General features: G+C 63.8%; 16 protein-coding genes. 5 read left to right on the top strand and 11 right to left on the bottom strand.

All coding sequences use genetic code 11. The annotated features are described in order from the left end of the window. Position 1: 1 nt before the first annotated feature. From tssF to GPL20_RS23520, 4 genes are all read left to right on the top strand, one after another. The gene (gene tssF / locus GPL20_RS23535; protein WP_157332066.1) at positions 2-1969 is read left to right on the top strand and encodes a type VI secretion system baseplate subunit TssF; all 1968 of its coding nucleotides are present in this window, start codon (positions 2-4) and stop codon (positions 1967-1969) included. Beyond that, entirely contained in the window at positions 1933-2997 is a 1065-nt protein-coding gene (gene tssG, locus GPL20_RS23530; RefSeq protein WP_254125136.1) for a type VI secretion system baseplate subunit TssG, read from the top strand. The genes tssF and tssG overlap by 37 nt, the downstream gene beginning before the upstream one ends. An 87-nt stretch (positions 2998-3084) precedes the next feature. Then, positions 3085-5724, top strand: coding sequence for a type VI secretion system ATPase TssH (tssH, locus tag GPL20_RS23525; RefSeq protein ID WP_254125138.1), 2640 nt, complete (start codon positions 3085-3087; stop codon positions 5722-5724). A 5-nt stretch (positions 5725-5729) separates the two neighbouring features. Further along, positions 5730-7316 (top strand): class I SAM-dependent methyltransferase, encoded by a 1587-nt coding sequence (locus tag GPL20_RS23520; RefSeq protein WP_157332064.1) that lies wholly within the window; start codon positions 5730-5732, stop codon positions 7314-7316. 78 nt (positions 7317-7394) lie between these two features. Here GPL20_RS23520 and GPL20_RS23515 read toward each other — a convergent pair whose 3' ends face one another. After that, positions 7395-8024 (bottom strand): hypothetical protein, encoded by a 630-nt coding sequence (locus GPL20_RS23515; protein WP_157332062.1) that lies wholly within the window; start codon positions 8022-8024, stop codon positions 7395-7397. A gap of 195 nt (positions 8025-8219) precedes the next feature. Here GPL20_RS23515 and GPL20_RS23510 point away from each other — a divergent pair, with 195 nt between their 5' ends. Beyond that, a complete protein-coding gene (locus tag GPL20_RS23510; protein WP_167533173.1) occupies positions 8220-9095 on the top strand; it encodes a hypothetical protein in 876 nt (291 codons plus the stop codon). Positions 9096-9292: 197 nt separating this feature from the next. Here the strand turns inward: GPL20_RS23510 and GPL20_RS23505 are convergent, their stop codons facing one another. The 10 genes from GPL20_RS23505 to GPL20_RS23460 form a co-directional block, all read right to left on the bottom strand. Beyond that, positions 9293-10801, bottom strand: coding sequence for a glycerol-3-phosphate dehydrogenase (locus tag GPL20_RS23505; protein WP_157332060.1), 1509 nt, complete (start codon positions 10799-10801; stop codon positions 9293-9295). Further along, positions 10801-11544: a class II aldolase/adducin family protein gene (locus GPL20_RS23500; protein ID WP_157332058.1), complete on the bottom strand. Its 744-nt coding sequence runs from the start codon at positions 11542-11544 to the stop codon at positions 10801-10803. Before GPL20_RS23500 ends, GPL20_RS23505 begins: the two co-directional genes overlap by 1 nt. Positions 11545-11563: 19 nt before the next feature. Beyond that, positions 11564-12604: a 2-hydroxyacid dehydrogenase gene (locus tag GPL20_RS23495; RefSeq protein WP_157332056.1), complete on the bottom strand. Its 1041-nt coding sequence runs from the start codon at positions 12602-12604 to the stop codon at positions 11564-11566. Then, complete coding sequence (locus GPL20_RS23490) at positions 12597-14177, bottom strand: FGGY-family carbohydrate kinase (protein ID WP_157332053.1); 1581 nt, start codon at positions 14175-14177, stop codon at positions 12597-12599. The genes GPL20_RS23495 and GPL20_RS23490 overlap by 8 nt, the downstream gene beginning before the upstream one ends. A gap of 2 nt (positions 14178-14179) precedes the next feature. Further along, positions 14180-15289, bottom strand: coding sequence for an ABC transporter ATP-binding protein (locus tag GPL20_RS23485; RefSeq protein ID WP_157332231.1), 1110 nt, complete (start codon positions 15287-15289; stop codon positions 14180-14182). 22 nt (positions 15290-15311) lie between these two features. After that, positions 15312-16418, bottom strand: a complete 1107-nt coding sequence (locus tag GPL20_RS23480) for an ABC transporter ATP-binding protein (RefSeq protein WP_157332051.1) — start codon at positions 16416-16418, stop codon at positions 15312-15314. Positions 16419-16423: 5 nt separating this feature from the next. Further along, positions 16424-17281: a carbohydrate ABC transporter permease gene (locus tag GPL20_RS23475; protein WP_157332049.1), complete on the bottom strand. Its 858-nt coding sequence runs from the start codon at positions 17279-17281 to the stop codon at positions 16424-16426. Positions 17282-17297: 16 nt separating this feature from the next. Continuing rightward, positions 17298-18224: a carbohydrate ABC transporter permease gene (locus GPL20_RS23470; protein WP_205751197.1), complete on the bottom strand. Its 927-nt coding sequence runs from the start codon at positions 18222-18224 to the stop codon at positions 17298-17300. Positions 18225-18351: 127 nt separating this feature from the next. Next, complete coding sequence (locus tag GPL20_RS23465) at positions 18352-19791, bottom strand: extracellular solute-binding protein (protein WP_157332045.1); 1440 nt, start codon at positions 19789-19791, stop codon at positions 18352-18354. Positions 19792-19804: 13 nt separating this feature from the next. Next, positions 19805-20818 (bottom strand): sugar-binding transcriptional regulator, encoded by a 1014-nt coding sequence (locus tag GPL20_RS23460; RefSeq protein WP_157332043.1) that lies wholly within the window; start codon positions 20816-20818, stop codon positions 19805-19807. Between the last annotated feature and the right edge of the window lie 41 nt (positions 20819-20859).

Here is a 20859-nt window from a genome sequence, read left to right as displayed (position 1 = left end):
CATGAATCGCGAATTCCTGGATTTCTACAATCGTGAACTGTCACTGCTGTACGAGCAGGCAGGAGATTTCGCCGAGGAATATCCCGGCATCGCAGAGCGCCTCGGCGGCCTGATCCGGGATCGCTCGGATCCGATGATCACGGGGCTGCTGGAAGGCGCCGCGTTTCTCGCCGCCCGCGTCCAGCTCAAGCTCAAGCACGAATTCCCGGAATTCACCGCGAACCTGCTCGAGCAACTGGTTCCGAACTACCTTGCCCCTACCCCGTCGGCCATGCTGGTTACGGCGCGGCCACCTTATGCCGACCCTGCGCTACGCGATGGAAGGAAGATTGTGCGCGGCGCCTATTTCGACGCCGCCTACCGCGAGCGAGAGCGAAGTCTTTCCTGCCGATTTCGACTTTGCCGCGATATCGTGCTCTGGCCGTTTGACGTCACCGGCGCCGAGTACTTCTCGACTGCAGGCGCGCTGCAGGCACTTGGGATTCCGGTCGGCGGCGACGTCATCGCCGGGCTGAGGTTGTCGTTGACCCATCGTACCGCGGCCCGGCTCGACGAGGAATTGCCGGACGCAGAGGCCCGAGCCAAACCGGAACTCTGGTTTGCAGGCTGCCGCGTGAGCGAACTCCCGATCTACCTCTCCGGCGCGGAATCCGACGCCATCGCGCTTTACGAACAATTGATCTCGAATTGCAAGGGCGTTTACTTCCGCCATCTCGACGACTTCGGCGACCCGGTGGTCACTCGTGCCCCCTATGACTGCGTGCAGCAAGTCGGCTTCGACGAGAACGAGTCTCTGTTTCCCAACGACAACAGGATCTTTCGCGGCTCGGAGCTGTTGCGGGAATATTTCATGTTTCCACGCAAGTTCCTCGGTATCAACCTGACGGGACTTCGAGCCGTGATGCCACGGCTGCGCAGCAAATCGATCGATATCGTCTTCGCCTTCGACGAACACGATTCGCGGCTTGCCGCCTCGGTACGCCCCGATACCTTCAGGCTCTATACTGCGCCGGCGATCAACCTGTTCGAGAAGACGAGCGATCGCATTCCCGTCAAGTCTAATACCCATGAGTACCATGTGGTGCCCGATCGCAGCCGCTATCTCGAGTACGAACCGCACCAGGTGCTCGAAGTCTACGCCCACTTTCCGGCAGAGAAGGACAAGCGACCGGTACGCCCGCTGTATTCGGCTGCTGTCGATCGGACCAGCGGATCGGTCGAGGGGCTTTATTTCACGATCCGCCGCTTGCCCCGGCGCCGCACAGTGGAAGAGAAGACGTACGGCGCATCCTCCGACTACACCGGGACGGATATGTTCCTGTCGCTGCTCGAGCCCGGCGAACTGAGCGGCGAAGGATCCGTTGCCGAACTCAGCGTGAAGGCACTGTGCTCCAACCGACACCTCACCGAGCACTTGCCGGTCGGCCAGGGCGGCGCCGACTTCCGCCTGCTGGACGATACCTCCCTTGATTTGATGTGCGTTGCTGGTCCCACCCGGCCGCGAGAGCCAGTGGTGGCCCAGATGCGGAGCCGCAGCGAGATCGCCAACAGCGGGATTGTCAGCTGGCGGCTGATCAACATGCTGAACCTGAACTATCTTGGCCTCGTCGAGCGCGGCGGCGGCAAGAACGCCGGAGCGCTGCGCGAGATGCTGTCCTTGTTCGCCGACCAGTTCGACGACGCCACGGAGCGCAAGATTCGCGGCGTACGCAGCATAGAGAGCCGCCCTGTCGTGCGCCGGGTGCGCGAGCGCACCGGCAGCGGCGCAGCGCGCGGCCTGGAGATCACCATCACGCTCGACGAGAAAGCATTCGAGGGCAGCGGCGTGTTCTTGCTCGGGGCTGTGCTGGAGCGTTTCTTCGCCGACTATTCGGGCTTCAACACCTTCACCCAGACGGTCATCTCGACGCCGGAGCGCGGCGAGATCATGCGGTGGCCGCCGCGTATGGGCACGCGGAGACCGCTGTGACGCTGATCGAGCAGATGAAGGCCGAGCCCTGGAGGTTCGATTTCTTCAATACGATGCGCCAGCTCGAGCGGGCCAACCCGGATCGGCCGCGGATCGGTGACAGTGCCGCACGCCGCGAGGAGTATATCGACCTCGGCCAAGTGCCCTATCTGGAGTTCCCCGCCTCCAACCTCGCGGCGGTCGACGACCAGAACGGCCGGCTCAGGATACTCGTCAAATTTCTCGGTCTCCTGGGGCCGCAGGGCGCGCTACCGCTAGCCACCACCGATGAAAGTCTCGGCTGGTGGCTGATGCGGGATGATGCCTTCCCGCGCTTTCTCGACCTCCTCAACGGACGCTTCCTGCAACTCTTCTTTCGCGCCTGGGCTGACGCGCGGCCAATCGCGCAGCATGACCGTCCGGCGGAGGATCGGTTCGTCGCCTATGTCGGCTCCTTCACTGGCCTGGGCTCCGACGTTTTCGCCGATCGAGACACTGTGCCGGACATGGCGAAGCTCAGCTTCGCCGGACTGATCGCACCCAGGGCGAAATGTGCGTCGCGGCTGACGCGATTCCTCCAGGGCCTGTTCGACGTCAAAGTCGAGATCGACGAATTTGTCGGCACCTGGCTCCTGTTCGACCCAAGTCACTGCAGCCGGCTTGGCGGGACGCATTCCCGGCTCGGCCGAGACGCTCTTCTAGGTTCACGCGTGTTCAGCGTCGAGGACAAGATCAGGGTTCGAGTCTTCGTCAAGAATTTTGCCCAGTACCAGCAGTTCCTGCCGACCGAAACCCCAAACCTGTCGGAGCCACTGGCGGATGCCATCTACTTCTATATCGGCGACGAACTGGAATGGGAGGTGGAGCTCGCCATTCCAGCAGGAGAGGTGGTCCCGGTCAGGCTCGGACAGAGCGGACGACTTGGATGGACCACCTGGGTCTCGCCGAACTGGACCTCTACGGAAGAATATCGCCGCGATGCCCGCTTTCAGCTCGGCGAGCGCTTGAGGACCCGTCGGAGCGCCGCAGCGAATCCTGCGGTGATTTGAACCTATCTACTACGCCGATCGCCTAACACTATGGGATTCGAAGCAGTTTCCTCTTGGTGCCAAGCATCTTGAGCAGGAGGGGCCACCGTGGCCGACATCAGCCTTGAAGCGGTAACAGGCAAGCTGAACCGGGCCGGCTACGATGCTTTCATACAGGCCCTGCGCCACGCCAAGAGCGCCGGTAACCGCAACGTCGAGCTCGCGCACTGGCTGTTTCATATCCTGCAGCAGGAGCGTACGGACCTCAGCCTTTCGGTGGATCATTACAAGCTCGACCGGTCACGGTTGTTGTCGGACCTCGCCGGAGTCATCAATGGGTTTCGCAAGAACGAGACCGACATGCCGGGCGTCGCCAATCCGGTCATCGATCTCCTCGATCGCGGCTGGCACTATGCGACGCTCTTCTTCGGCGAGACCCAGATCCGCACCGGCCATCTGCTGGTGGCAGGTCTGAAATCGAACGATATCCGTCGCACGCTGAACAACCTCTCGCAGGAATTCGCTAAGGTCAACGTCGACGCACTGGCCGCGGAGCGCCGCGCTGTCTGGGCCGGCTCCGACGAGGAGACCATGCGGCCGATGGACGGCTCGGGATTGGTCGGCGCCGGCACGGAGGGCGCGGACCAGGCCGGTCCCAAAGGAACGACACCGCTCGACCGGTTCTCCCAGGATCTCACCGCCAAGGCCAGGTCGGGTCAGATGGACCCAATTCTCGGTCGGGATGAAGAAATCCGTCAACTGATCGACGTGCTGATGCGCCGGCGACAGAACAATCCAATCCTTACTGGCGAGGCCGGCGTCGGCAAGACCGCCGTGGTCGAGGGCTTCGCCCAGCGTATCGCCGCCGGCGACGTGCCACCGCCATTGCGCAATGTAAGACTGTGCGCGCTTGACATCGGCCTGATGCAGGCCGGCGCCTCCATGAAGGGCGAGTTCGAGCAGCGCTTGCGCTCGGTGATCGATGAGGTCCAGAGCTCACCTTCTCCCATCATCCTGTTCATCGACGAAGCACACACGCTGATAGGTGCCGGCGGCGCGGCCGGTACCGGCGATGCGGCCAATCTCCTGAAACCTCCCCTCGCCCGTGGCACGCTGCGTACGATCGCCGCCACCACATGGGCGGAATATCGCCAGTATATCGAGAAGGACCCCGCGCTCACGCGACGCTTCCAGCCGATCCAGATCGATGAACCCAATGTCGAGACCTGCTGCGTCATGTTGCGCGGGCTACTCGGCCCGATGGAAAAGCACCACGGTGTTCGCATCTCCGATGCCGCAATCGTTGCAGCAGTCAACCTGTCGCACCGCTACATTCCTTCGAGGCAGTTGCCGGACAAGGCGGTCAGCCTGCTTGACACCGCATCGGCACGCGTCGCCATCAGCCAGAGCGCGACGCCGGCCCTCATCGAGGACGCCCGCGTCGCGATTACCGCTCGTGAGGCGGAAAAAACTGCGCTCGTCGCCGACGGCGATCTGGGGATCGAGGACAGCGAGCGCATTCTCGCGATCGACAACGACATCGTAGCACTGAAGCACAAGTTGGCGAGCCTCGAAGCCGATTGGGCCGCGGAACAGGAGCTCGTCAAGGACATCCGCAGCATTCGTGAGATCCTGTCCGAGCCCCACGAAGGCGAGGATCCGGCTGTCAGGCGCGAGGAGCTGCGTGGCAAGTTCGAAACGCTGGAGGGCATAAACCCGGAAAAGCGGATGGTCTATGCCCATGTGGACCAGCAGTCAGTGGCGTCCGTCGTGTCCGACTGGACCGGCATCCCGGTCGGCCGGATGATGCGGGACGAGATCGAAACCGTGCTGAAGCTGCCGGAGATTCTCAACCGCCGCGTCGTCGGCCAGTCCCACGGGCTGACAATGATCGCGAAGCGAATTGAGACCAGCCGCGCCAAACTGGACAACCCGTCGAAGCCCATCGGCGTGTTCATGCTGGCAGGACCGTCCGGCGTTGGCAAAACCGAAACCGCCCTGGCGCTTGCCGAGACCCTCTACGGCGGCGAGCAGAATATGATCACGATTAACATGTCGGAGTTCCAGGAGGCCCACACCGTTTCGACCTTGAAGGGTGCGCCTCCCGGCTATGTCGGTTATGGCGAAGGCGGCCGCCTCACCGAGGCGGTGCGGCGCAAGCCCTACAGCGTCATCCTGCTCGACGAGGTGGAGAAGGCCCATCCCGACGTCCATGAAATCTTCTTCCAGGTGTTCGATAAGGGAACCATGGAGGACGGCAACGGGCGGCGGATCGACTTCAAGAACACCCTGATCATTTTGACCACCAACGTCGGCACTGATCTGATCATGGGCCTGTCGCGCGACCCGAAGTATCGCAACGAGCCGGAAGAGCTCGCCAAAATGCTCAGGCCAGAATTGCTGAAGGTGTTTCCGGCCGCATTGCTCGGACGCATCGTCTCGATCCCCTACTTCCCGCTATCGGACGAGATGCTCGCCGGGATCGTCCGGTTGCAGCTCGACCGGATCGGGCGACGCCTCCGCGACAATCACAATGCGGCCTTCAGCTACGACGATGCTGTCGTGGAGCACATTGTGTCACGTTGCAACGATCCGGATTCCGGCGGACGCATGGTTGACAACATCATCACCAACACTTTGCTGCCTGAGCTGTCGCGCGAATTCCTCAGCAAGTCGCTTGCCAAGGAGGAAGTGAAGCAAGCACGGGTCTCGGTCGAGAACGACAAGTTCGCATATTCGTGGAATTGAGGACGATGAACATTCAAGCCGAGCATCGCCGCCCGACCACCGGCCCCACACCATATGACGAGGTTTACTACCCCGGTCACGTCTATGGGCTTACTCACCCCAACCACCTCGCAACCATTGCTGCCGTTTACGGTATGCAACCGGCTCCGGTCGAGCGCTGCCGAGTGCTGGAACTGGGCTGCGGCGTTGGCGGCAACCTGTTGCCCATGGCCTTTCAATATCTGGACAGCGAATTCGTCGGTGTCGACCTGAGCGGCGTGACGATCGAGCGCGGCCAGCGAAATATCGCGACATTGGGCCTGAGTAACATCAAGCTCCTGCATTGCGACATCATGAATGTCGACGCAAGTTTCGGGCAGTTCGACTACATCATCGCGCACGGCGTGTATTCATGGGTGCCACCGGCGGTGCGCGAGAAGATGATGACGATCTTCAAGCAGAATCTGGCGCCAAGCGGGATCTGCTACGTCAGCTACAACGCGCACCCGTTCTCTCATCTTCGCGACATGGTCCGCGACATGATGCGGTATCACACCCGCCGCCTCACCAGCATGAAGGAGAAGGTGGGACAGGCCCGCGCGATCCTGAAGTTCCTGAGCGAAGGCTCGAAGGCCAACTCGGTGCACGGCGCGGTGATGCGCGACCAGTGCAACCGCGTCCTCAAGGCCCCCGACGAGCTGCTGTTTCACGACGATCTCGACGAGAGTGCCGAAGCCTTCCTGCTGCACGAGGTCGTCGAGGACGCGGGCCGCCATGGTCTGCAATATCTGAGCGACGCTGATTTTTCCCGACGCTATCTCGCCGGCTATTCCGAGGAGGTTCGCGCAACGCTGCAACGCTTCCCGGAGAGCGAGTTCATGGCGCGTGATCAGTATCAAGACTTTGTCGACGGTAACGGGTTCCGTCGGACCTTGCTATGCCACGACAGCCTTTCGCTCTCACGCCGGATCGACGTCGATTTCGTCACCCGGTTCCATGTGCTGAGCACCACCAGCCCGGTTGATCCCGACGCCTGCGTGACTGACGATTCCGCGATGGAGTTCGAGAACCAGGACGGCAGCAGGGTCACGGCGACCAATCCACTCTTGAAAGCTGCGCACGTATGTCTCGGCCGGGCCTGGCCGTGCGCGTTGTCCTTTGACGAGCTGCTTGATGGCGCCCGTGCGCTTCTGGACGGCCGGCGGGCAGATGACGACCAGAAAGTGCTGACGGAGGCGATGTTCATCCTGGTCTGCAGCGGCGAGGTCTCCTTCCTGCTATCACGACCCTTTCTGTTGAAGGAAGCCACCGACCATCCGCAGGCGAGCCTGCTCGCGCGTAGACAGGCGCAAACGGGTCCCTTGGTCACCAACCTCCTCCACCAAACCGTGCAGTTGGAGGACGATCGAACCCGGGATTTCCTGCAGTTGCTCGACGGTGCCCGAACCATCGACCAGATCACTGCCGAGATGACCGAAAGATTCGGCCCTACCATCCGGGTGGACCAGAAGGACATCGCCGGGCAGCCCGCCGAGCCGTTACTGCTGTCAACGCGAGAAAGCGTTCAACGTTCGCTTGCGATGGTCGGTAAGCTTGGCTTGCTGGTCGCCTGACGGGTTCAATTGCATCGACCTGAAGCGAAGAAGTGGCAGCAAGGAGCCGCCTCTTGGAATGGAGACGGTTTCGGCGGATCAGCCATCGTGGGTGTATTGCTGGCCGAGGAGCCAACCGGTGACAATGCCGCCGGGGCCGCTGGCATAGACCGGATCAAAGCCGACACCTGCGCGCAGCATCCGCCATTCATGCTCGCCGACCCAGGGAATTCCGGGATCGCCCTTCTGATATTGCGACAGCAGCGTTCGGGCCACCTCTGCGGCATTGGCGTAGATCGGACCGTTGGCCCAACGAGGTCGCGGTAGGCCTGTCATGCGGCAATAGAGCGCTGTGCAGACGTAGGCGGACGCCTCTTCCGCATTGCCGTCAAGGCCGGTGCGCAACAGGTCGTAGGCGGCATGCAGGGCCTCGTGGACGATATAGGCCTCGTCCATCCGTCCCCTCGCCGACACGACCTCGAGCGTATTCGCTGCGACCGCTGTGCCGTCCGCTCGGGTTCGCGCGACATCGTTATATTGCGCTGCAACGCCTGCCGCGAGATCGGTCGGAATCCTCACGGTGACCTGTCCCAACCTGATCGCGCGTGCAACGTGATGGAAGGTTTGCGGCGCAATCGTCACGTGGCTGCCGCGGATCGGAAACCGGAAGCGGATGCGCGCGACCGCCGGGCCATTGAGTACGTCCAGCACCCTGCTCCGCAGTGACATTGGATGGTCCTCGCTGCTGACACCACCTCACGCATGTTTGTCGGCGTTTCTCGTTGGGGGGTTCAAGCGAATCTGCGCCGGCCCCCGAGATGATTTAGGCGAGGCCAGCGGCACCGTTCAGCGAGTCAGTTTTGAACCCGGCCTCCGCCGGGCCAGACCAATTGGAGACTAGGCTTGACTCGGAGGCGGCCCGCGATGACCACCAGTCCGACGACGACCGACACGTACCGGAAGATCGCGGCGCGGCTCACCATGTTTCGGCCGCAGATCGATCTCACGAATTACTTCGCGGGATCCAACCCGGATGTGCGCCTTTATGACGAAAAGCCCTACATCCGGCACCAGCTCCAGAAGTACGGTGTCGCGGCCGCAACGAACACGCTCGACGGCGTTACCTTCCTGCCGAAAAACTGGGAAGACCTGATCAAGAAGCTGCGCATTGCCAAGACGCCGGACGGATTCGACGCCTTCGCCGAAGGCAAAAGCCCGGAGAAGCCGTCGCATTGGGCCCTGGATCTGTCGATGGCCGCGACGATCGGCATCGGGTTTCGGGAGATCTGGCGCCCAAAGCTGTCCGAGAGGCCACTCTCAACACGAGACCTCCCAGGCCGCCACGGCTTTGGGCTCGGACGCCACCGCGGGCAGTGGAGCGACGCCTACAGTTCGCAGTTCGGTAAGGAACCGCAGCCGCAAGACATCACGTCGCTGCATTTCGCAGTAGCACCCGATCGGGTGAACGTTCACATCGACGAAACGGGCTTCGTGTTCGAGGGCGCGAACGGTGCACTCACGGTCGGGCCGAATTTCGCGCACCACGCCGGCAATGAGCTGTTCTGGAAGACCAGCCTACCACTGCCGCGCTGGGCGGCCGAACACATCGACCTGATCCTGCCGAACAGCGCGAATGACTTTTCGCGCCTGGGCATTTCGGTCGACATCTACCGGCGCAAGGACTTGCGCGTGACAGTCACCGGCTCCTGCGGAATTTTCGGCGGATTCGAGTGCTCGGGAACGGTGAGCATCAGCGGGACGCACAACCTGTTCGGTTCGAAGCCGAAGGGCGCGCGCTGAAGCGGAACGGGATTTGCGAGCTTTCGGACAGCTAGCGGCACTGCGAAGGATTCGCACTGCCAGCTCGGAACACTTGCTTACATTCCCTGTAGGAAGATTATGTGTCGCGATGATGAAAGAGGGGCGACCGCCTCTCTCGGGATACGGCAGGTAGGTGACGCAGAGACGCATGTCCCTGCGAGGCGCCATGGCGCCGACTAGACGAAGCTGGCAAAGGCGTCCCGTTGCGCCGTCGTCAGACGCAAGCCATGCTTGGTGCGCCGATCCAGGAAATCGCCGGGCCTTTTGGCCCATTCGGTCTCGCGCAGAAACGCGGCCTCACGTTCGTAGAAGTCTCCTCCGAAATGCCGGCCGAGATCAGCCGAAACGCGGGCCGGACCCAGCAGCTCGCGCGCCCGCGTGCCGTACAGGCGGGCGTAGTGGTGGACCAGCTTGCGCGGCAGATCGGGATATTCGCGGGCCAGCTGGACGATGAAGGCATCGAAGTCGCTGCCGATATCACCCCCCGGCAACGGCCGTCCCGCCGTCCAGGCCTGCGCCATCGTCGGGAACCACGGCTTGAGACGCTGCAACGCCTGCTCTGCGAGCCGACGATAGGTCGTGATCTTGCCGCCGAAGATCGAGAGCAGCGGCGGCGCCTCTGGCCCACCATGAACCTCGAAAACATAGTCGCGCGTCACCGCCGACGGATTGGCGGCATTGTCATCGTAAAGCGGCCGGACGCCGGAAAAGGCATGGACGATCTGCCGCTGGTCCGGGGGGACGCGAAAGTAGCGGCGCAACACGCCGAGCAAATAGGCGACCTCGCCGTCGTCGATCGCGACATCCTCCGCACGGCCGTCATAGGGGATGTCCGTCGTGCCGATCAGCGCCAGATCTTTCTCGTAGGGATTGACGAAGATGACGCGCTGGTCCTCGTTCTGAAGCAGATAGGCCTGCGCTCCGCTCCAGAATTTCGGCACCACGATATGGCTGCCCTTGACCATCCGCACATTGTGCGAGGAGTTCAGCCCCACGACATCCTGGACGACATCCTGGACCCACGGCCCGGCTGCATTGATCAGCGCGCGCGCCCTGACGATCTGCACCCCGCCGTCATCACCCTGCATCTCCAGCTGCCATGCGTCCCCTTCCAGGCGCGCGCGCAAGGCGCGGGTGCGAGGCAGGACGATCGTGCCGTTGCGCGCGGCATCGACCAGATTGAGGATCACGAGCCGGGCGTCATCGACCCAGCAATCCGAATATTCGAAGCCGCGGCGAAATTCGGGACGCAGCGGCGCGCCCTCAGGCGCATGCGTGAGATCGAGACCACGGCTCGGCGGCAGAAGCTTGCGGCCGCCGAGGTGATCGTAAAGAAACAGGCCGGCTCGAATGAGCCAGGCCGGCCGCTGCTTCGGCGAATGCGGCAGCACGAAACGCATCGGCCAGATGATGTGCGGCGCGGAGGCGAGCAGGACCTCGCGCTCGATTAAGGCCTCGCGCACGAGGCGGAACTCGTAATATTCGAGATAGCGCAGCCCGCCGTGAACGAGCTTGCCCGAGCGCGACGAGGTGCCCCCGCCCAGATCGCCCTTCTCGCAAAGCAGGACCTTCAGGCCGCGCCCCGCCGCATCGCGCGCGATGCCGGCCCCGTTGATGCCACCGCCGATAATCGCGATATCGACCAGCTCGTGATCCCTGCCCGCGTGCGGCGCAGTCTCGGTCATCACGTCCTGCTGCGCTTCTTCTCGACCCGTTGCCGCGCTGCCGCCTTTGCCGATGCGCCTGCCCTGCCCGGCTTCGGCTTGGATGCCTTGGGCTGCTGGAGCCCGTAGGTCGAAAATCCCTTCGCGGTGTCGGCGATCTCGGCTTCGCTGAGAATGTGCGGCGATCCCAAGGCAAGCGAGAGATAATATTGGCGAGCGATGGTCTCGAGCTCGACCGCCAGCCACATCGCCTTGTCGAGGTTGGCGCCAACCGCGATCATGCCGTGATTGGCCAGAAGGCAGCCGTTGCGGCCCTCGAGCGCAGCGAGCGCCAGCTCGGACAATTCCGCCGTGCCGTAGCGGGCGTAGCCGGCGCAGCGAATGTCATTGCCGCCGAACGCGGCCATCATGTAGTGGCAGGCCGGGATCGGCTTGCGTGCGATCGCAAGCACGGTCGCATAGGTCGAATGGGTGTGGACGACGCTGCCGACATCGGGGCGGCCGCGCATGATGTCGAGATGGAAGCGCCATTCGGTCGACGGCTGCAACGGTCCCTCCCAGGAGCCGTCATCGCGCGCGATCGGCATCGCGGCGATCATCTCCGGCTTCATCGCGTCATAGGGTGTCGCAGAGGGCGTGATCAGCATCCGATCCTCGTAGCGGGCGGAGATGTTGCCCGACGTGCCCTGATTGAGGCTCGATGCGTTCATCCACCGGCACTTGGCGATGATCGCCTCGCGCAACTGTCGTTCCTCGCGGGTCATGGCAAGATCCCTTTCGTCTTCAGCACGGATTGAGTGGCGGCTCGCCGGCAAGATAGCGGCGAACTTCTTCCGCCGCCTGATCGGCGGCAATGGTGACGGTGCGCAGCGAGGCCCCCGCAATATGGGGCGTCAGCGTGACATTGGGCAGTTGCAGGAGCGGCCAGTCGGCCGGCACAGGCTCCACGGCAAACGTGTCGAGCATAGCCCCGCCGAGCCGCCCGGCAGACAGCGCCTCGAACAGCGCCTGGTAGTCGACCAGGGGCCCACGCGCCGTATTGATGAAGATGGCGCCCGACTTGACCTGCGCCAGCGCCGCGCGATCGATGAAGCCGGTGGTCTCGGCGGTCACGCGCGCATGCAGGCTGATAACGTCGGCGCGCGCCAGGAGTTCGCTCAAACCAACATGCTCGACGCCGTCATTGCGATCCTGCGCGCTGAGCTGGACGTAGGGGTCCGTCACCAGGATCTTGCAGCCGAACGCCTTGAGCAGCTTAACCACGCGGGTGCCGATCGCGCCATAGCCGACGATGCCGACGGTCATCTCGCCGAGCTCGCGCCCGGTGCGATCGGCGCGATAGAGGTCGCCGCGCCATTCGCCGCCACGCAGGGATTCATGTCCGCTGCGGATCAGGCGCGTTTCGGCGAGAATGGCGCCGATGGTAAACTCGGCCACTGCGCTGGCATTGCGGCCGGGCGTGTTGACCACCAGCACCTTGTGATCGCGCGCGGCCTGCATGTCGATATTGACCGGGCCGCCGCGCGAGACCGCGATGAATTTGAGGTTCGGCAGACGCTGGAGCATCGATCGTGAGATCGGCGCAAGATGCGTCACCAGCAGCGCGGCGTCGCCAATGAAGTCGACGACCTCGTCGGGATCGCCCATGAACTCCTTCAGTCCATCGAGCTTGGATCCGGCATAGCCATGCTCCATCGGCTCGTCCGGCCATGGCTGCTCCAGAACGCGGAGGTCGATGGCATCGCCGCAGGCCGCCGTGATCCGTTCGGCAAAGACCTTCGGTAGCATGAAGCGGTCCCCGACGATGGCAATCTTGCTAGGCATGACCGGCTCCCGCACGCACGGCCGCGAGTTGCTTCCAGACCGGCCGCGCCGCGAGCCTGGCGTCCAGATAGGCCGGAAACAGCCGCCCATAATGCGATGCCAGTGCCGCGTCCGGCGTTTGCGGCGTCGCAAGATATGGCCGCACCCACACATCCGCGCAGGCCGTCATGTCCGGATAGAGGCCGGTCGCCACCGCCGCGATCATGGCGGCGCCCGCAGCCCCCGCCTCGCCGCGGCTACAGACGCGCACGTTGCATTCGAGCGCAGCGCCGAGGATCGCGCCGAGCGCGCGGCTGCGCGCTGCGCCGCCGGTGATGCGCACATCGCGCGGCAGAGCGCCCATGGCGGCGTAGCAATCGCGGGCGGCGAAGGCGAGCCCTTCCATGACTGCGCGCATCAGATCCCAATAGCCGTGACGGGTGCGCAGGCCCAGGAATTGCGCGCAGGCCTCGTGCGCGACGAAGGGGCCGCGCTCGCCGGCATCGGAGATGAAGGGATGAAAAAGCAGCTCGCCGGGATGCGCCTGCATGACCCGCTCATCGAGCCTCCCGATCAGGTCGGCGCGCGAGCGCGCGATACCCTCGGCGGCGAGCAGGTCGCGTGCGAGGTCCAGCAGCCAGTCGATGTTCAGCGTCGCCGCCATGTTGGATTGCATCTGAGCGTAGTGACCGGGGACCGGAAACGGCATGGTGTAGCCAGTCGCCTCGGCATTGAGGACTACCGCATCGGCGCTTGGCGCGAGGCGCATATGCATGCCGGTCGAGCCGATGATGGTGCAGCCGACGTCCGGCGCCGGATCGTAGAGGCCCGCGCCCAGCGCATTGCAGATCACGTCGACATAGCCGAGCGAGACCGGGACACCTTGCGGCAGGCCGATCTCGCGCGCTGCACCGGCATCGAGCGGATGCGTGGCCACGACGCCGTCGACGACGTCGGGAAACATGGCCATGCAATCGGCGATCCCGATCAGGCGGGCGGTTTCGGCGTCGAACCGGCGCTTGCGGAAATCGCCGCAGGAGAAGGTCGCCTCCGACGGATCGGTCGCGCGCTCGCCGGTGAGCAGGAAGTAGAGCCAGTCCTTGCAGTGGAAGGCGGTGCGGGCGCGCGACAGACTTTCCGGCGCGTGGGCCTGCAGCCATGCCAGTTGAGGCCCCTGCTGGCAGGCATTAAGGCCCGAGCCGGTTCGCCGATAGAGTACCTCGTTGCGTTCGCTGTCGCGGATCCGCTCGACGAGGCCGGCCGCGCGCGAATCCAGCCAAAGCAAGGCCGGTGCGACGGGACGGCCGTCGTCGTCGATCAGCCAGGTGCCGTCGCCCTGCCCGGTCACGGCGATCGCCGCGAGCCGCGACGCGAGATCGGGGACCGCCGCCACCAGGCCGCGCAGCGCGGCAACGGTGTCATTCCAGGTCCGCGCCATGTCCTGCTCGACATGCCCGCCGGCTGATGTCGTGTAGCTGTTCGGCAGTGCGTATTCGCCAAGCTGCCGGCCGTCGTGCGTGAACGCGACCGTCTTGATCAGGGACGTGCCGGCATCAATGCCGATGATGACGTCGCGGTTCGGCGAGGTACGCATGATCAGGCCGCCTCCGCGTGGCGAATGCAGGTGCCGTCGGCGCCGAACAGGTGGAGGTGCCGCGCCTCGAGTCCAAAGGGAATGATGTCCCCCGGCCGCGCCGCGATCTTGTTCGGCGTCACCGCGATGAGGAGACGGCCATCATATTCGCCCGCGACATGCGATTGGTCGCCCAGCCACTGGTTGGAGACGACACGCACGCGCACGCCGCCGCTGCCGACGGTAATCTTCTGCGGCCGGATGCCGACGCGGACACGTGCGGTCCGCTCGAGCATCTGCCGCGCGGTCTGCTCCAGCGTTCGCCCCTCGATCTGGCACGTCACATCCGCGCCGACCGACAGGCGGATGCCGCCGTCGGCGCTGCTGACCTCGGTCTCGAGAAGATTCATCGGCGGCTCACCGATAAAGCTCGCGACGAACAGGTTGGCGGGACGCTCCTTCAATTCCCTTTCGCTCGCGAATTGCTGAAGCACACCGTCCTCCATGACCGCGATGCGATCGGCGAGCGCGCTCGCCTCGGTCTGGTCGTGGGTGACGAAGATTGCCGTCATCCCGCGCTCGGCGAGCAACCCCTTGATCCGCCCGCGCAGCACCGCGCGGAGCTGGGGCTCAAGCTGCCCCATCGGCTCGTCGAGCAGATAGAGATCGGCGTCGCGCACCAGGGCCCGTGCCAGGGAAACGCGCTGCTGCTGCCCGCCGGAGATCGAGCGTGGATAACTGTCGAGAATGTCCTCGATTTCCACCAGCCGCGCGATCGCATCGACGCGGCGCGAGACCTCACCATGCGAGAGTTGCTGCGCCTTCAAGGCAAAGGCGATGTTCTCGCGAACGGTGAGCGGCGGGTAGAGCGAATAGCCTTCGAAGGCCATCGCCACCTTGCGCCGCGCTGGCGGCAACTCGTCGATCCGTCGCTGCCCTAGCGTAATCGCGCCCGATGTGACGCTCTCGAAGCCCGCGATCATCCGCAGGGTCGAGGTCTTGCCGCAGCCGGACGAGCCCAGAAGCGCGACGATCTCGCCCTTCCCGACCTTCATATCGAGCGCACGCACGGCATGGACCGGCGGCTTGCCGCGGCTCTGGTAGACCTTGTCCACGTTCCTGATCTCGAGCATGTCCATAGTCATCTTGCTCTTTTCACGCCGCCTGCCGCCGGTGCGGTAGGCCGACGCGCAGGCCCGTCGCACGGTCGAAGAGGAGAGCGGCTTCCGGCGCGAAGCGAACGAACACGCCGTCCTCGGCGCTCGCCATGGCTGAGTTCTGCGGCAGGGCCGCCAGCCATTCGGAGCCGTCGGAAAAGCGCAATAGCAGCACGGCCTTCTCATGCATCGGCGTGATTGCGACAACGCGCGCAGGGATCGCGTTCTCGCCCGCCTGGCGGGAGATGAGCAGATCGTCCGGACGAACGCCAAGCCAGCACGGACCATGATCCGCAACCTGGCGATCGGCGGCATCGAGGCGAACGGGCGTCCCCGCAACCTCTGCATTGAGAGATCCTTGCCCGGCGACCGGCTCGACCTCGGCGAGATTGATGCTTGGATCGCCGAACAGACGCGCAACGGCAACGGATGCCGGCCTTGCATAGATCTCCTCGGGACGCGCGACCTGCACCAGACGGCCGCCGATAAGGACCGCGATCCTGTCGGCGATCGCCATCGCCTCGCGGTAGTCCTGGGTGACATAGAGCACCGCAGCCGAACTCCGCCGCAACAGGCTCGGCAATTCCAGGCGCATCTCGTAGCGAAGCTTGGCATCGACGTTGCGCAAGGGATCGTCGAGCAGCAGCACCTCCGGATTTCCGATCAGCGCACGCGCGAGCGCGGTGCGCTGCTTCTGCCCGTTCGACAGCTCGCGGGGCATGTGACCGAGCACGTGCTCGATCTTCAGGAGCCGGCTGATCGACTTGACCCGGGCGGCGACCTCTCCGGCAGCCGCCCTCGCGCGCAGGCCGCTCGCGATGTTGTCCTGCGCGCTCATATGCGGAAACAAAGCAAAATTCTGGAAGGCCATGCCGATCCCGCGCCGCTCCGGCGGAGCGCCCACGATCGATTGGCCACCGACCAGGATGTCTCCTTCGTCGGGCTCGAACATGCCGGCAATCATGCGCAGGAGCACGGTCTTGCCGCTGCCGGACGGGCCGAACACCGCGACGATTTCGCCGGGCTCGACGGCCAGCGACAGATCCTCGGCGCAGCGGACCGGACCGAACGACTTGCCGACGGCGTTGAGTTCGAGACGCGCCATAGTTTTCAGCCTTTCACCGCACCGAGCGACAGGCCTTCGACCAGATAGCGCTGCGCGTATAACGCGAGCAACAGGGTCGGCGTGACCGAGAGCACGATCGCAGCTGCGATCTGGCCGTACTGAATGCCGGACGCGGTGACGAATGCCAGCGCTCCCACCGTGACCGGCTGCTTGTCGGCCGAGGCCAGGATCAGTGCGAACACGAAGTTGTTCCAGCAGAAGATGAAGGAGAGCAGGCCGGCGGCCGCGATGCCGGGGCCGGCGAGCGGCACCGCAATCCGCGTGAACGCCTCGCGCCAAGTGTGGCCGGCCAGACGATAGGCATGCTCAATGTCGGGACTGATGTCCTCGAAATAGCCGCGCACGATCCACAGGATCAACGGTAGCGCAATGAGCTGGTAGACCCAGACGATGCCGAAATAGGTATCGTTGAGACCGAGCTGCTGGTAGTAGAGCGACAGCGGCAGCAGCACGAGCAGCGGCGGGGCGAAGCGGAACGAGAGCAGCGTAAACGCGATGGTCTCACCGAGCCGGAACTTAAACCGCGCAAAGGCGTAGGCCGCGGGCACGCCAAGCAGCAAGGCCAGGAATACGGCCGCGCTCGACAGCGCAAAACTGTTTATGAGGTTGCGCATGAACGAGATTTCGAGATTGCCGGCCGCTGTCCTGAGCTGCCCCGAGATCAAGGCCTGGTAGTTCGCAAGCGTCGGCTCGAACAGGATATGCGGCGGGATCCGCAATATCTGCTCGTTGGTCTGGAACGACATCAGGAAGATCCAGACGATCGGAAACATGAAGAAGGCGAGCACGAGCGCAAGCGCGACGCCACGGAAGATGCGCCCTGCGAGACTGGAGTGATCCATCTCCGCCTCTCCTCCCTTAGGCGTGGCCGTGGGCGCGCGCCCGCAGCCGCAACCAGTTCTTGATGAAGATGTTCGACAGGATATTGGTGATCAGCCACAGGATCATCAGTAACGCCGCCGAACGGCCGACATTGGTGTACTGGAAGAATTCGAGGTAGGCTTGGACTTGGAACACCATGAGCCGATCGCCCGGGCCGCCCTGTGTCATCGCGTAGATGATGTCGAATTGCTGGATTGAATCGAGCAAGCGGAACAGCGAGGCCGTGATGATGTAGGGCGCGAGCATCGGCAGCGTGATGCGGAAAAACACGAAACTTGAAGGCACGCCATCGAGCGCCGCCGCCTCGAACGGCTGCCGCGGCAGCGAGCGCAACCCAGCGAGAAGCAGGATCATGATGAAGGGCGTGTAGACCCACATGTCGACCAGAACCACGGTGAACAACGCGCTGGACGGATCGGATGCCCATTTGAAGTCATGCACGCCGAACAGGCTCACGAGATAGGACAGGATGCCGAAGCTCGGGTTGGTCATGAGCTTCCACATCAGCGCGGCGATGGCAGGTGCGGTCATCAGCGGCAGAAGCAGGACGATCGACACTGCATTGTGAAATCGGGTCGGACGCCGCAGCAGCAAAGCTATGCCGAGGCCGAGCAGCAGTTCGAGAACCACCGTCAGCGCGGTATAGGTGAGCGAGATGCGAAGCGTGTTCCAAAAGGCGGGGTCGGAGAGGAAGTCGATGTAATTGTCGACCCCGATGAAGCCGCGCAGGTACGGCAGATTCAGCCGGTAGCGCTGGAGCGAATAGACCGCCGCGGTCACGAAAGGGACGAGGATGGCGATGCAGACGAGCAGAGCCGGCAGGCTCAGCAGGTAAGGCAGCATGCGCCCGCGCAGCCTCGTCGTGCGGCGCGGAAGCACATTTGTCTGGGATAGCTGGACCATGCTCATGATGATACGGGATCACGCGTTGGCTTCAACACCGCCGGCCCGGATCGGGTAGGCGTTCCGAACCGGCGGGTTGGCGTGGCGCGGAGGAATCGGCGCCACGCAAGGCGTCATGCGAGGCAGTCTAACCGAGGCCTGCCTGCTTGAGCTGGCGGTTGATGCTGTCGGCGAGCTTGTCGAGCCCCTCGTCGACGCTAACCTCTTTGGCCACCATCTTCTGCAGCGAGGCGGCCCATTCCGTCGTCAGGTCGAAGAACAGGGGCTGGGCCGTGAAGTAGATCTTGGCGCCCGGCGACGACACATCATGCTGTTCGAGATAGCCCGGATAGGATTTCGCGATGCGGTCGCGGAATTCGCTGTCCTTCCACACCGACGCGCGCACCGGATTGACGAAGTCCATCTTGCGGGCCCCGAAAAGATCGTGCTCGGTCGAAGCCGCCCACTGCATGAACAGCCAGGCCGCGTCCTTCTGCTTGGAGAAGCTGGAGAGAGCGAGCGACCAGATCCAGACATTGGGCGTCGGTGCCTTGGCGGCCGGGTTCGCGGCAAACGGCGCATAGCCGAGATGGCCCCTCTCCTTGTTCTCGCCGCCGTTCATGAAGTAGCCGAGAATATCGGCGTCGAAGATCATGCCGGAAGCGCCGGCGCCGAGATCCGTGCCGACCTGATACCAGGTGTAGGTCGACCAGTTCTTCGGACCCGAAGCCTGGATCATCTTGACCCATTTCTCGTGGAACTCCTTCGAGGCCTTGGTGTTCATGGCGGCCTTCAGCTTGCCGCCCTCCATCACGAAGTCCTTCTGGCCGAAATTCGAGTAGGCCGAGAGGAAGCCGGGATGGATCGTGGCCCAGGATCGCGAGCCGCGAACGCCGACGCCGTAAGGCCCGCCCGCGTCCTTGGTAATCTTCGCGGCCACATCCAGCATCTCGTCGAGATTCTTCGGCGGCTTGACGCCGACCTTGTCGAAGATGTTGCGGTTGTAGGCGATGTTGTTGAGTTCATATCCCCACGGGATGCACCACTGCTTGGCCTTGCCCGAGCCGAGCTCGGAGCCGGCAACGCCGTCCCATGCCGTCGAGGAACGAAGGCCTGGCAGCACGTCGTCCCAGGCAAAGGCGGGGTTGGTCTTGGCAGGATCCTTGATGTAGGCGTTGAGATCCTCGATCCAGCCGGCCGGACCGTAGGTCCAGGTCATGTAGGCGCCGGTCATGAAGGCGTCGTACTGGTCCGATTTCGAGGAGAGCGCCGCCGTCACCTTGTCGAAATAGACGTCCTCCGGGAAGATGTCGTAGGCAACGTTCATCCCCGTGAGCGTCTTGAAGGCTTCGATATCGCCGATCATCGCATCGACGTACGGATGCTTGTTCAACAGCAGCTTGACGGTCTTGCCGCTATAGGCCTTCCAGTTGAAGTCCGCCGCCATGGCCCGCGACATCGCGGCGACGTAGGCCGAGTTGGCGGCAACGCCGGCGATGCCGAGCTTGGCGGCACCATCCAGCAGATCACGCCGGCTAATGCGTTTGGCGGCGTAGGAGTCGAACAGATTCTTCTCGCGATCGTACATGGGTTACCTCCCGTTATGCGCGTTTACTTCCCTTCTGACCCTTATTCTTGGTCTTGTTGTTCTTGTCCCTGCCGGATGTCACCTCCGGCTTGTCCGTTGCGAGGGCCTGAGCGGTCACCTCGTCGATGATGAGACCGTGCAGGAGACGGCTGCGCAGCACCGCGCGCAGCGCCGTCACCTTGGCGAGCCCGCCGCCGATGGCGACGATGCGGTGTTTCCTGAGCTCTGCCGCCTCCATCGAGGTCGCGCGCGCCGACAGATCGATGTCCAGCAGCTCACCATCGGCGTTGAAGAAATGTCCGAGCAGGTCGGCGCAGGCACCGGCGCGCTTCAGTTCGACGACCTCGTCCGGCCTGATCATGCCGCTCGAGACCAAGAAGCCCTCGGCATGGATCTGCCCGATGCCGACGAACAGGAGCGAAGCCTTGCGCGCGAGCGCGAACACGTCCGCGATGCCGTATTGCTGCATCAGCACGGCGCGGTCGGCGACCGAATTGGCGAACACCGGCACGGGCAGCAGATAGGCCTCCGCCCCGGTGCGTTCCGCCAGCCGGTGAATGACGTCGAACGGATTGGCGGCAAATTTCCGCGTCAAGCCGCCGAGCAAAGAAACGAATTGCACCCCGCGCGCCGGCGTCTGCGGCAACTGCTCGACCACCGCCGCCAGCGTGCGGCCATGGCCGACGCCGATGATCTTGTCCTCGCCGCGCTCAAGGATCTGCCGCAGGAAGCTCGCGCCTTCGAGGGCCAGGGCCCTGAGCGGCAGGTCGCCCTCGCCGAGATCGGGCGCGACGCGGCAGAAGGCAAGGCCGTAGCGCTCGACCAGCGTGTTCTCCAGCGCGACGCATTCAGCCACCGGCCCTTCGACGAAGACGCGGATCATGCCCTCGCGGCTCGCCCGCGCGATCAGCCGATGCGCCTTGGTGCTCTGGATGTTGAGGCGGTCGGCGACCTCGGACTGGGTCAGCCCTGCGGCGAAATACAGCCACGCCGCGCGCGTTGCGAGCGACGCCTCACCGTCAACCATCGGCAGCCTGTCGGAAGGTATCGCCACGCCGGAAAAGCCCG

Origin of the sequence: Bradyrhizobium cajani (genome assembly GCF_009759665.1) — a bacterium.
GTDB lineage: Bacteria > Pseudomonadota > Alphaproteobacteria > Rhizobiales > Xanthobacteraceae > Bradyrhizobium > Bradyrhizobium cajani.
Note: the sequence above shows the minus strand (reverse complement) of the source record. Positions and strands in the feature narration are given on the sequence as shown.